The 12,970-nt window shown below is 61.0% G+C and carries 10 protein-coding genes; 3 read left to right on the top strand and 7 right to left on the bottom strand.

All coding sequences use genetic code 11. The annotated features are described in order from the left end of the window. Window positions 1-73: 73 nt before the first annotated feature. The gene (locus tag ACQRBT_RS15385; protein WP_161549604.1) at window positions 74-1,399 is read right to left on the bottom strand and encodes an NAD(P)/FAD-dependent oxidoreductase; all 1,326 of its coding nucleotides are present in this window, start codon (window positions 1,397-1,399) and stop codon (window positions 74-76) included. Window positions 1,400-1,659: 260 nt separating this feature from the next. On the opposite strand from ACQRBT_RS15385, the gene ACQRBT_RS15380 reads away from it, so the two are divergent. Together ACQRBT_RS15380 and dacB are read left to right on the top strand one after the other, a co-directional pair. Continuing rightward, window positions 1,660-2,004: a YggL family protein gene (locus ACQRBT_RS15380; RefSeq protein WP_060756208.1), complete on the top strand. Its 345-nt coding sequence runs from the start codon at window positions 1,660-1,662 to the stop codon at window positions 2,002-2,004. A 300-nt stretch (window positions 2,005-2,304) separates the two neighbouring features. After that, window positions 2,305-3,765 carry a D-alanyl-D-alanine carboxypeptidase/D-alanyl-D-alanine endopeptidase gene (gene dacB, locus ACQRBT_RS15375; RefSeq protein WP_104994510.1) on the top strand — a complete coding sequence of 487 codons (1,461 nt, stop codon included), beginning with the start codon at window positions 2,305-2,307 and terminating at the stop codon, window positions 3,763-3,765. Window positions 3,766-3,796: 31 nt separating this feature from the next. Here dacB and ACQRBT_RS15370 read toward each other — a convergent pair whose 3' ends face one another. Together ACQRBT_RS15370 and rlmKL are read right to left on the bottom strand one after the other, a co-directional pair. Continuing rightward, a complete protein-coding gene (locus ACQRBT_RS15370) occupies window positions 3,797-6,235 on the bottom strand; it encodes a sensor domain-containing diguanylate cyclase (RefSeq protein WP_412047103.1) in 2,439 nt (812 codons plus the stop codon). 148 nt (window positions 6,236-6,383) lie between these two features. Continuing rightward, a complete protein-coding gene (gene rlmKL, locus ACQRBT_RS15365; RefSeq protein WP_090369306.1) occupies window positions 6,384-8,648 on the bottom strand; it encodes a bifunctional 23S rRNA (guanine(2069)-N(7))-methyltransferase RlmK/23S rRNA (guanine(2445)-N(2))-methyltransferase RlmL in 2,265 nt (754 codons plus the stop codon). Window positions 8,649-9,180: 532 nt separating this feature from the next. Here rlmKL and rmf point away from each other — a divergent pair. Then, window positions 9,181-9,396, top strand: coding sequence for a ribosome modulation factor (gene rmf / locus ACQRBT_RS15360; protein ID WP_002553055.1), 216 nt, complete (start codon window positions 9,181-9,183; stop codon window positions 9,394-9,396). Window positions 9,397-9,812: 416 nt separating this feature from the next. Here rmf and ACQRBT_RS15355 read toward each other — a convergent pair whose 3' ends face one another. The 4 genes from ACQRBT_RS15355 to ACQRBT_RS15340 all read right to left on the bottom strand — a co-directional run bounded on the left by ACQRBT_RS15355 (window position 9,813) and on the right by ACQRBT_RS15340 (window position 12,839). Further along, window positions 9,813-10,844: a quinone-dependent dihydroorotate dehydrogenase gene (locus ACQRBT_RS15355; protein WP_060756211.1), complete on the bottom strand. Its 1,032-nt coding sequence runs from the start codon at window positions 10,842-10,844 to the stop codon at window positions 9,813-9,815. Window positions 10,845-10,930: 86 nt separating this feature from the next. After that, window positions 10,931-11,392, bottom strand: a complete 462-nt coding sequence (locus tag ACQRBT_RS15350) for a transglycosylase SLT domain-containing protein (RefSeq protein WP_412047102.1) — start codon at window positions 11,390-11,392, stop codon at window positions 10,931-10,933. Continuing rightward, on the bottom strand, window positions 11,385-11,771 hold the full coding sequence (locus ACQRBT_RS15345; RefSeq protein WP_090369303.1) for a winged helix-turn-helix domain-containing protein: 387 nt from the start codon (window positions 11,769-11,771) through the stop codon (window positions 11,385-11,387). The genes ACQRBT_RS15350 and ACQRBT_RS15345 overlap by 8 nt, the downstream gene beginning before the upstream one ends. A gap of 180 nt (window positions 11,772-11,951) precedes the next feature. After that, complete coding sequence (locus ACQRBT_RS15340) at window positions 11,952-12,839, bottom strand: secretin N-terminal domain-containing protein (RefSeq protein ID WP_412047101.1); 888 nt, start codon at window positions 12,837-12,839, stop codon at window positions 11,952-11,954. Between the last annotated feature and the right edge of the window lie 131 nt (window positions 12,840-12,970).

Here is a 12,970-nt window from a genome sequence, read left to right as displayed (position 1 = left end):
GATGGTCAGTCACTTATGTATCAACTGACCTACCGCTATCGGGAGCAAGCCCCCTTTTCAGATGTCTGCGACTTCAGAAATCCGCGACTTTGCCCCACGCCGATGACTTGAAGCGGTCGGGATGATAAGGCGTAGGATCCACGATAGGCTGCGCGCCACTGACAATGTCCGCGATCAGATGCCCCGCTCCCGGCCCGATTCCAAACCCATGCCCACTGAAGCCTGCCGCTAATATCAGCCCGGGCAGGTTGGCCATTTCACCGATGCCGGGTACGCCGTCGGGCGTGCTGTCCACATACCCCGCCCAGGCGGCAGTCACCGTTGAGTCTTTAAGCGCCGGTATCAGTTGCGTCCCGCGCTGGTAGGTCAGTTTGACCGCTGAGGCGTCCGGGGTCGGATCCAGAATCCGCATCTTCTCCATCGGCGTCGGCGCGTCCAGGCGCCAGCGCTTCCAGCCTTCATGACCCGCCCTCACCCCCTCGAAGCCACCCACGGCGAGGTTGCGCCAGCGGCGTTGAAACATCGGCAGGAACTGCGGTGCAAAGCTGAGCAACTGCGGAGTGGGGTCGACACGCCCGCGCCCACTGATCGCCAGGGTGTAGCTGCCATCGAAACGGCGCGTCATCGAGGCATAGGTAGTGTGCAGCGCACTCGGCAGCTCCAGGCTTGGAGGCGACACGCGAAGCACAGTTTGGCGAATGGTCGCCTGGGGAAAACGAATGCCGTATTGGCGGCAGAACGAGGAAGCCCAGGCGCCTGCGGCGAGCACGGCAAGCCGGGTGCGGATGGTGCCTTTTTCGGTCACCACCGCAGACAGTCGACCGCCTTCGGTTTCCACGCCCCGGACCGCGCAGTCCTGATGCACCGTGCTGCCCAGCGCCATGATCGCGCGGGCGACCGCGGGGGCGGCGCGGGAGGGATCGGCGATGCCGTCGGTGGGTGAGTAGACCCCACCTTTCCACGGTTTGCCGGTCACCCGCCCGCGGTCAGCGGCTTGCTGTGCCGTCAGCATATAAGTCTCGACGTTTACCGAACGGGCGAACTCGCCCCAACGTGCCCAAGTATCGAGCTCCTTTTCGTCGTTGCTCAGGTAAAGCAGGCCACAACGGGTAAAGCCGGTTTGCTCGCCGGTCTCGGCGGCGAACTGCTCCCACAGATCCAGGCTCTTGGTAGACATCGGCAGCTCGCGCGCATCGCGATTTTGCTGACGGCACCAGCCCCAGTTACGGCTCGATTGCTCGGCGCCTATGCGGCCCTTTTCAACCAGGGCGACCTTCATGCCGCGCTTGGCCAGGTAATAAGCAGTAAAGGAACCGATGATTCCACCGCCAATCACCACGACATCAGCATCCGTCGGCAAGTCGGGAGAAGTTTCTACAGCAATCAAGGGAGCTGGCATAAGTGGGTATCCGTCAGGGGTCAGTCATGGCATCGCGGCAGCATGGATTTATTACACCACCATGAAGCCATGCATAAACGGTTAAAAAGACCCGCCGAGTGGTACAAACCACTGTTTATCAAGCCCACCCCGGCAGACTTTACCGCCCCGGCAAACATCGGATTTCTGCCGGGCGGCAGACGGTGATAGCACGCAAATGGGGCAGCCAGGCCTATTAACTGGTAGAGTGCGCACCGATATTTATTAAGAGGAATGTTTTCATGGCCACTAACCGCTCCCAGCGTCTGCGCAAAAAACTGTGTGTGGACGAGTTCCAGGAATTGGGGTTCGAGCTGAACCTGGAATTCAAGGAAAATCTGGCTGACGATAAAATCGATGCATTTCTCGACGCGTTCCTGAAAGAAGCCATGGAAGCCAACGGCCTGGGCTACGTCGGCGGTGACGACTACGGTCTGGTCTGCCTGCAGAAGCGTGGCTCGGTCAGCGAAGAGCAGCGTGCCAAGGTTGAAGCCTGGCTCAAGTCCCGCGATGAACTGACCAAAGCCGAAGTCAGCCCATTGCTGGACGTGTGGTACCCGGAAAAGCCGATCAACCCCGTTGCTTGATCGCCATCAGGGCCATCCTTCGTGATGGCCCTGTTTGTTTAAGCCTCACCCCTCGCTACAAGCCGCACGCCGCAGGGCTGCCCTTCCAAAGCCTTCAATCCTTGATATCCAAAGCGCTCACCAGCCGAATTCGCCGGCAGAGCGGTCCCGTGCCTGAAAAAAACGCCAATTACCCGCTATCGTTCAGCTACAACGGCATGCACCTTGGGGCATAATGCCGACACTTTCATGACCATTGAGGGATTTTTCTTATTTACCCCTCACCTTTTCACCCTCCTCAGCAGCAGGGTTTTATTCCTTATGATCAAATCTTTACGTTCAGTGCTCATTGCCGGTTTTTTCCTCCCACTGGCCTTTTCCGTCTCCGCTGCCCCCGTCAATAACACCCTGCCCCCGAATGTTCAGCAGGCCCTCCAGAAAGCCAAAATCCAGAACACCTCGCTGTCTCTGGTGATGCTGCCGTTGAACGGTCCAGGCACGCCAACCATCTACAACGCTGACGTCTCGGTGAACCCGGCCTCGACCATGAAGCTGATCACCACCTATGCGGCCCTGGAAATGCTCGGCCCCAACCATCAGTGGAAGACCGAGTTCTACACTGACGGCACCCTCAGCGGTGGCGTGTTGCGCGGCAACCTGTACCTCAAGGGGGGTGGCGACCCCAAGCTGAACATGGAAAAACTCTGGCTGCTGATGCGCGATCTGCGTGCCAACGGCGTACAGCAAGTGACCGGCGACCTGGTGCTGGACCGCAGTTTCTTCAACCAGCCACAACTGCCGGAATTCAATGACGACGGCAACGACGAAAACAAACCGTTCCTGGTCAAGCCCGATGCCTTGCTGGTCAACCTCAAGGCCCTGCGCTTTGTCACCCGCAACGACTCAGGCCGGGTGATCGTGTCGGTCGAACCACCGATCGCGAGCATCCGCATCGACAATCAGGTCAAGGCGAACAACGCCAAGCAATGCACCGGCGACGTACGCTACAACCCCACGACTGCGGCCGATGGCAGCGTGACCGTTACGGTCAGTGGCCAGTTGGGTGATGGCTGCAGTTCGCAGACTTACCTGTCGCTGTTGGACCACGCCACCTACACTGCCGGCGCCGTACGCGCGATCTGGCAGGAGTTGGGCGGCACGATCCAGGGCCGCGATATCCAGGCACCGGTGCCCAAGGATGCGAAGGTGCTGGCCCGTGCGTTCTCGCCGGACCTGGCGGAAATCATCCGCGACATCAACAAATACAGTAACAACACCATGGCCCAGCAGTTGTTCCTGAGCCTGGGTGCACAGTTTCGCAACGATGCCGATGGCGACGATGCCAAGGCGGCGCAACGCGTAGTACGCCAATGGCTGGCGAAGAAAGGCATCACCGCCCCTCACCTGGTAATGGAAAACGGCTCCGGCCTGTCCCGCGCCGAACGGGTCAGTGCGCGCGAGATGGCGGCCATGCTGCAAGCCGCCTGGAAAAGCCCTTACGCGGCCGAATACATCAGCTCACTGCCGATTGCCGGTACTGACGGCACCATGCGCAAACGCCTGAAGACCACGGCCCTGCGCGGCGAAGCCCATGTCAAAACCGGCACCTTGAACACCGTGCGCGCTATCGCCGGGTTCAGCCGGGACAACAATGGCAATACCTGGGTCGTGGTGGCCATTCTCAACGATTCGAAGCCGTGGGGCGCTTCGTCGGTGCTGGATCAGGTGTTGCTGGACCTGTATCGCCAGCCAAAACTGAGCGCTGCAGCGCCGGTGCTCTGACCCGGCAGGAGCGACTCGCGAATTCGGGCGGTCAGTCACCCCAGATTTTGACTGACTCACCGGATTCGCGAGCCAATCGACTCGGCGCACCGCCCCTGCCACACATTTCCACCCGGTCCCTGCCCGCCTGCTTGGCCACATACACCGCCGAGTCCGCGCGCAGCAACAACCCATCAACCCCTTCGTCGACCCGCCAGTTGGCCACACCAAAGCTGGCGGTCACGATGCCCACCGTCTCCATCGGCGCACTGCGCAGCGACTCCCACAGCGCCATCGCAAGGCTGTAGGCCTGATCGCCATCAGTATTGGGGCACAACACCACGAACTCTTCGCCACCCACGCGGCAGAACACATCACTGCGACGCAGACGCTGAAGAATGCGTTTGCACAGTTCCTGCAGAACCCCGTCGCCCACGCCATGCCCGTACTGATCGTTGATCCGCTTGAAATGGTCGATATCGAACATGATCAATGACAATGCGCCGCAGGTCCGGTTAAGCCGGATCATCTCCGCCTTGACGCGATCCTGGAAATAGCGCCGGTTATGGATACCCGTCAGCGCGTCGGTAATCGACAGCGTGCGCAGCTCTTCCTCGACCCGCTTCAGATCGGAAATATCCGACACATAGCCATGCCACAACGTGCCGCCTCCCGGTAACTCTTCCGGCGTGGCCTCACCGCGAATCCAGCGCAGGCCCCGGTGCGGCAGTTGCACCCGATACTCTTCGCGCCAATGGCTCAACTGCAACGCCGACAGACGAATCGAGTTGCGCACCCGCTCCACGTCCATTGGATGGATACGCTCGAGAACGCTACTCGCATCCTGCTGCAACACGGCGGGTTCGATTTCATAGATATCGCGCATGCCGTCACTGGCGTAGATGAAGCGCCAGCGGTCCTGAGGCTCCACGGTGAACTGGAAGATTCCACCGGGCACATGGGCGCTGAGTTTTTTCAGCAAACGGTCGCGTGCCGCCAGGGCCTCGTAGGCACGTTTTTGCTCAGTGACATCGCGGTAGATCGCCAGGTGCCCGATCCACAGACCGTGCTCATCGAGCAACACCGTCGGCAGCATATTGGCCGTCAAGTGGCTGCCGTCCTCGCGCCTCAAGGTCCACTCACGAGCTTCATGCTGGCTGTCCGGGCTTTCCACCAGCATCGCCTGGCAAGGCGCGATACGTTTGCCCAACGCCGCGCTCAAGTACCCGGCCCGGGCTTCCAGTTCCGAAGGCAGGTGCAGGCTGTCCAGGCTCAGTTGCCCCAACACCTGTTCGGCCTTGAACCCCAGCATTTGCTCGGCACCAGCATTGAAGGTGTTGATCACGCCACGCAAGTCGGTGGCGATGATCGCGACCTGGGTCGCCGCATTCAGCACACTGCGCAATTGGCCATGCGCGCCGCGCAATTCTTGCTCGCGCAGGCGCAACTGCACGGTGCGCTGCTCCACCAGTTTCAAGGCGCGCTGGCGTTGGCTGACCAGTACGTAAAGCAAGGCACTGAGCAAGAGACTGAGCAGCACGCCCATGGTCAGGATCATGCTCATCGAAGAGTGGTTGGCCTGGTCGAATACCTTACTGGCACGCAGGCTCAGGATGTAGACATGGTCGCCCAGGGTGATCCGGCGCGCAGCGGCCAGGCCGCTGTCGCCCACCGAATTACTGGAGGCATACAGCACACGTTCCTGATCATCTGAGGTGTCGACGATCTGCATCACCAGATTGTCGCGTGTCGACTTGGGCAAACCCTCGGCCACCAGCTGACGCATGCTGATCACCGCCATCACAAACCCGTAGGGCTCGGCGTCCGGGGTTTTGCTCACCGGCGACACTAACAACACGCCGGCTGCGTAGGCGGGCTCCACCCCCACCAGTTGCATCGGCTGGGACACTGCCGGCTTGCGACTTTTTTGCGCACGCTCAAGGACCGATCGGCGCAGGGGCTGGGCCAGCAGGTCAAACCCCAGGGGTGAGCCCAGCAGGCTCTGGGTCTGGCTGTACAGCACCGGGACGTACTCATCGCGCTCGGGGGCCGCGGCCAAATTGCCCGCCGCATTGAGTTCACGGATCACAAAAGGGCTGCCGCGCTGTCGGGAGATCTCTTGCTCAAACGGAGCGCGTTGCTCGCGAAATACCCGGGGCGCCCACGCATAGGCGCGGGTATGCAACAGCAAGGGCTGGGCGAAGCCGTCGAACTCTTCGCGAGAGACATCAGCGGAGTTGATGAAGAAACGCCGCAGGCTGCCCAGGCGTTGCTCCTGGTCCTCGAAACGCTCCTGAATGCGTGTAGAACGTTCATTGACCAGCAACTGGAAACGCTGGCGCACCTGTTGCTGATAAAGGTCGGCAGCCGCCCACGCGACAACCGCCGTCAGCGCGCAGCCTGCCAGTAATACCACCAATGCCACCAGCCAAGCCGACGCCTGCTCACTGATAAAGCCTAGGATTTTCGGGCGGGCAGCGGGTAAAGGCATAGGCAACACTCACAACGCCAGCGTGCGGGGGTGTCACTTTGGCTAGGGATTAAGTTATAGCCATCGGTCCGGAATTTGACCAGCGTAAAAAAGCCGCAAACCTGGAAAATTCAGGTTTGCGGCTTTCAGGTGCACTGCGCTGCGGCAATCAGCGCGCGGTGATTTTCCAGGCCCGGTGGATCTTCGCGTTACGTGCGAAATCCGGGTCGATGGTCTTGTCGCTGATTTCCTCGACCGCATAGCGTTCGCTGAGGTTGTCCTCCAACTGGAACTTGCGGAAGTTGTTGGAGAAGTACAGCACGCCGCCCGGTGCCAGGCGGGCCATGGCCAGGTCAAGCAACTGCACGTGGTCACGCTGCACGTCGAAGATGCCTTCCATGCGCTTGGAGTTGGAAAAGGTCGGCGGGTCGATGAAGATCAGGTCGAACTCATCGCGGCTGGCCTCCAGCCAGGCCATCACATCACCCTGCTCCAGGCGGTTCTTGTCGGAGAAACCGTTGAGGGAGAAGTTGCGACGCGCCCAGTCCAGGTAGGTCTTGGACAGGTCGACGCTGGTGGTGCTGCGCGCGCCGCCCTTGGCCGCGTGCACACTGGCGGTGGCGGTGTAGCAATACAGGTTGAGGAAGCGCTTGCCGGCGGCCTCTTTCTGGATGCGCAGGCGCATCGGACGGTGGTCGAGGAACAGACCGGTGTCCAGGTAATCCGTGAGGTTGACCAGCAACTTCACGCCGCCTTCGCTGACTTCGGTGAACTTGCCCTGGGCGCTCTGACGCTCGTACTGCTTGGTGCCGCTCTGACGCTCGCGACGCTTGACCACGACGCGGCTCTTGTCGATGTTCAGCGCCTGGGGAATGGCCGCCAGCGCATCGAACATGCGCGCGGAGGCTTTTTCCGGGTCGATGGATTTCGGCGCGGCGTATTCCTGCACGTGCACCCAGTCGTGGTACAGGTCGATGGCCATGGAGTATTCCGGCATATCGGCGTCGTACACGCGGTAGCAATCCACGCCTTCGCGCTTGGCCCACTTGCCCAGCAACTTGAGGTTTTTCTGCAGGCGGTTGGCGAACATCTGCCCGCCTTCACTCAAGCGTGCCTGCTCGACCACAGGAGCCGGGGCCGGCTTGATCGGGTTACCGTTCTTGTTGTACTGGCGCTCTTGCGGCTCGGCCGGGGCTTGATCGTAGGCGGCTTGCTCACGTTCGGCCTGACGCTGCTCGGGCGTGCGGCGCTCGCCCGTGACGAATTGGTCCGGGTTGACCTTGATCAGCAGCAATTTGCACGGCAAGGCACCGTTCCAGAACGAATACTGCTTGTGGCTGCGGATCCCCATGCGCTTGCCCAGGTCCGGCGCGCCGGTAAACACCGCCGCTTCCCAGCCCATACAGGCCTGGCGCAGGCGCTCGCCGAGGTTCTGGTAGAGGTACAACAGGCTGGCTTCATCACCCAGACGCTCACCGTAGGGTGGGTTGCAGATCACCAGGCCTTTCTGGTTCTGGTCCGGGCGCGGCTCGAAGGTGCCGACTTCGCCCTGGTACACCTTGATCCAATGGCTAAGGCCTGCGCGTTCGATGTTATTGCGTGCCGGCTGGATAAGACGAGGATCAGCCTCGTAGCCCCGAATCCACAGCGGGGTTTTGTTCATGCCGACGGCGGCACGTTCAGCGGCCTCGGCATGCAGTTTCTTCCACAACGCCGGGACGTGACCCAGCCAGGTGGTGAAGCCCCACAGTTCACGATTGAGGTTGGGCGCCATGTCGGCAGCGATCATCGCGCCTTCCACCAGGAAGGTGCCCACACCGCACATCGGGTCGGTCAGCGCGCCGCCCTCGGCGGCAATGCGCGGCCAGCCGGCACGGATCAGGATCGCGGCCGCCAGGTTTTCCTTCAACGGTGCGGCGCCCTGCTGCAGGCGGTAACCGCGCTGGTGCAGGCTGTGGCCGGACAGGTCGAGGGACAGGATCGCCTCGCCACGGTCCAGGCGCAGGTGAATACGCAGGTCCGGGTTGATCTTGTCGATGGACGGGCGTTCGCCGGTCGGGGTGCGCAGTTTGTCGACGATCGCATCCTTGACCTTCAGCGCGCCGAAGTGGGTGTTGTCGATACCGGAACCATGGCCACTGAATTCCACCGCCAGGGTGCCATCCGGGACCATGTGGTCAGCCCATTCGATATCCAGCACACCGTGGTAGAGGTCTTCGGCGTCCTTCATCGGGAAGCGCTTGAGTACCAGCAGCACACGGTTGGCCAGGCGCGACCAGAGGCACAGGCGGTAGGCGGTTTCCATATCGGCCATGCCGCGCACGGCCGAGGTGTGCTCGCGGGCGTCCTCAAGGCCAAGCCCGACGGCTTCCTCGATCAGCAGGCCTTCAAGGCCCTTGGGGCAGGTGAGGAAGAGTTCAAAACGGTCCGACATGGGCATTCCAGGCTTTTCAGCAATAAGTGAACGGGCGACGCATCGCCGGCTCGGTTTTCAATCAAGCACTTTTCTCGAAGAGTGCTCGCGTGGCACGAATGTGCCGTTCCACCCCGGCTGCCGGGCTTTTGGGCCTTGAATTGACGGGGCAGATAAACAATTGGCTGTAACAGAAAGTAATATTCCGACCCTTCGTCGAATAATAACCGACTGCAACGGGCGGACATTCTCACTAAAGGATTAAACCTATCCGCTTCGCAAGGCACATCATAGCTGGCTTTTCCCGATAAATGGGGCGAAAAGCCATCCCAGCTTATGGCTATAGCATCGTTATCGTTACGTGCTTATGACAAAACGATCATTGAATCCATGTGACCTATTGGTTAGAACTCAACACAGGTTGGCGCCGTAACGACGCCGACACATTGGCTCGCCACGCCGGCAGCGAGCCCACCAACGGCAGAAAAACTCTGCCCGGCCTCGGATGAGGCTGAAGGATATCAAGACAGTCAACAAGTGAGGGAAACACCCTATGAGAAGACTTAAGCGTGATCCGTTGGAAAGAGCATTTTTACGCGGATATCAATATGGCGTTCATGGAAAATCCCGTGAGCTTTGCCCTTTTACTCTACCGTCGGTACGCCAAGCCTGGATCAATGGCTGGCGAGAAGGACGCGGCGACAACTGGGACGGTATGACTGGCACTGCGGGCATCCACAGACTCAACGAACTTCACGCCGTCGGCTAATCAGGGCACTTAATTCCGACACGACACTTTTGAAGCTGTAATGACTTAACCACGCACGCCCCATTCGGGCGGCGGGCTTCGGCCCAGGGGCTCCTTATGGAGCCCTTTTTATTGCTGCTCTTGTAGTGAGCGGGCTTGCCCCGCGCTGCGGTGTGTCAGGCGGCTCAAACTTACCTGACACACCGCCGCGCGGGGCAAGCCCTAATGCCAGTCAGTTAAGCGATAGAACGGACGATGAATAACTTGTGGGAGGGGGCTTGCTCCCGATGAGGGTGTGCCAGCCAGCAGTTTATCGACTGACCCACCGCTATCGGGAGCAAGTCGAATCGTCGCACCGCCCCTCCCACAGTGACAGCGTTAAGCCTTAACTGACTGGCATTAGGGCGAGCCCGCTCACTACAAAGAGCGCGGTGAGCTCAGCGCGACGCAAGCCCGCTCGCCGCGATCGCATCCACCGCCTCGCGAATCAGCGCCGGCCCTTTGTAGATGAAACCGGAGTACAACTGCACCAGGCTGGCGCCGGCCGCGATCTTCTCGGCAGCATGCTTGCCTTCGGTGATACCGCCCACGGCAATGATCGGCAAACGCCCGGCCAGCTCAGCCGCCAGCACCTTGACGATATGCGTGCTCTTGTCCCGTACCGGCGCACCCGACAGGCCACCCGCCTCATCCCCATGCGCCAGACCCTCAACACCGACGCGGCTGAGGGTCGTGTTGGTCGCGATCACCGCGTCCATGCCCGAGTCCATCAGGGCCTGAGCCACCAGCACGGTTTCTTCATCACTCATGTCCGGGGCAATCTTGATTGCCAAAGGCACGCGCTTGCCATGACGCACCGCCAGGTCTTCCTGGCGCTGGCGCAAGGCTTCGAGCAATTGCTTGAGGGAGTCACCGAACTGCAGGCTGCGCAGGCCCGGGGTATTCGGCGAACTGACGTTGACGGTGACGTAGCTGGCATGGGCGTAGACCTTGTCCAGGCAGATCAGGTAGTCATCCACCGCACGCTCCACGGGCGTGTCGAAGTTCTTGCCGATATTGATCCCCAGGACGCCCTTGTACTTCGCCGCCTGCACCCGCGACAGCAGATGATCGACCCCCAGGTTGTTGAAGCCCATGCGGTTGATGATCGCCTCGGCTTCCGGCAGGCGGAAGATGCGTGGCTTGGGGTTACCCGGCTGCGGGCGCGGGGTCACGGTGCCGATTTCGACAAAGCCGAAACCCAGCTGCGCAAAACCGTCGATGGCCGCGCCGTTCTTGTCCAGGCCCGCAGCCAAGCCGACCGGGTTAGGGAACTCGAGCCCCATCACCGACACCGGCACTTTCGCCGCAGCCTTGCATACCAGGCCATTGAGACCCAGGCGGCCACCGGCACCGATCAAGTCCAGGGACAGATCATGGGAGGTTTCCGGGGAAAGTTTGAACAACAGCTGGCGGGCCAGGGTATACATGGGCGGGCTAGACTCGGATGGCGGCGAAAGGTGGCGGCGATTATAGCCGGGGTCATAGGCCGCATGCGAGGCGTGCGGCCCAATCGTCAGTAGCGATTGGCGACCAACGCCTCATAGCGTGCCCAGATCTTCTGTGCGTATTGCAGGCGCAATGCATCGCGCTTGGCCCCTGCCCCCGCGCCCACGTTGTAGGAGCCGACGGCCGTCCAGTTGTAGCCGAAGCGTTGGATAAACTCGGCGAGTATCGAGGCGCCGACCTCGACAGACAGGCAAGGCTCATTCAGCAGCCGCTCTTCGGTGATGCCCAGCTTGCGCAAGCGCGGCAAATGGATGCTGTTGATCTGCATCAAGCCGATATCACGCGTGCCATTACGGTTGGCGTAGTTCATCGCCCCGGCACGATAACCCGACTCGACGGCAGCAATGGCCTGGAGCAACTCCGGTTCGAGGTCATAGCGACCGGCAACCTCCTCCCAGCAATAAGCCAACGCCGTCTGGCTGCCCATCAACAGGCTAAACAACACGGCTTGGCCCCACCGCTTATACATGGCTCAACTGCCCACAGCCCGGACACACGTGCGTCAATCGCCCACGCTCAGACCCTTCAACCTGCACCGGACAGGTAAAACGATAGCCTCGGCCGTAGATCGTCTTGATAAACGCCTTGTCGCCGCGCAAATGCTTGCGCAAGGCATAGATGCAGCGCGTCAGTGACTCCTCAGCCACTTCCCCGCGGGGCCACACCCGCTCCAGCAAACGGTCCTTGGTCACCAGCGTGCCGGCCGAGGCCAGCAGCAATCGCAGCACCTGCCCTTCCTTGGGTGGCAACTGAATATCTGCCTCCCCGCCTGTCAACCGGCCATCAGGGTGCAGGGTCCAGTGAGCAAAGACGAGGGTCTGCGTCGCGTGCTCAATCATCACGGGCATGCGCACCTCTGCATCCGACTACTGACATTCCAATCCTTATTTCCTGTACCGGCTCGCCGCCAACCTCACGACTATAAAAACCTGTCTTACAGCCCGCGTTAGGAAAAAACCCATTCGAACGGCGCTTTTTGGCCACTACCGGTAAGACAATTCGCTGCCGAGCGAATAAACAACGCAGGTTCACGGAGGCGGCTCGCGCCCGGGTCGGACAAACGCACGCTGCACGCGCTCATACTGCACCGCAGTCAAGGGCGGCGGCCCAGACGCCGGCGTGGGCTCACCTTGAGCCATGCCCACTCGCCAGACCGAAATCTCATTCGGTCGCTTGGGGACATCCAGTTCGGCAACCAGCTTTTCGATCAGCCGCACCTGGGCAGGCGTGCCCTTGATCAACAGGCTGTTGGTATCCGGGTAGGCGGTCAGGGCAAGGCTCCCGTCGGCCAGTAACCTTTTCTGCTCGCTGGACAACAGCGCCTGAATCATTGATGCCATCCCTGGCGAACGCACCGGGTTGGCGCCGGCCCCGTACTGACGATCCTCCACATGCGTGTTGAACACCTGCACCACTGCCAATGAGAACTTACCCAGGCGCACATCTCGGCGTGGCCGGTCCATCAATTGGGCCAGCCGCAACACTTGCTCGACATAGTTCGGCGGCCCCGACACATAAAACGTGCGCGCCCCGTTCTCACGCAGGGGATAGCGCGACTCATCCAACCCCGTACGCCGCATTGCCCGACGCATCCCGTCGACAGCAATATGGCGCAGCCCTACCGCCAGGCTTCTCGCCTCTGCGGCAGCGTAGACGTATAGCCCTTGCCCATCGCTATGCCAGATCAGGTCTTCCTGCCGGGCCAGCGCCTCCAGGGCCTGTTGCGGCGCGCTGAAATCGAACGCCCCGCTCACCCGTCTGCCAGCCACTTCCCGAGTGGTCACGACAGGCAAGCCCAGTGCCACCGACAGCTCGCCCAACAGCGCCTGCAGGCTTTCATCCCTGGCCTGATAAGCCTCGGCCCAGGCCGCGAAACAGCCCAGCAACAGCACCGCGCACAACAGCCCGTTGCGCAACCGGAGGCGGAGCCTCGTTGCAGGGGAATCAGCATGCACCTTGGGTTTTCCTCGGCAGAGCGGCGTTAAGAGGCGGCCATACTGAAAGGCAGGCAGCGCTCAATCTTGATGAAAAACTGACGGCAGCCCGT

It is taken from the genome of Pseudomonas sp. R19M (assembly GCF_050312585.1).
In the GTDB taxonomy this organism is placed as follows: Bacteria; Pseudomonadota; Gammaproteobacteria; order Pseudomonadales; family Pseudomonadaceae; genus Aquipseudomonas; species Aquipseudomonas palleroniana.
This window is presented reverse-complemented; position numbering and strand designations above follow the sequence as displayed.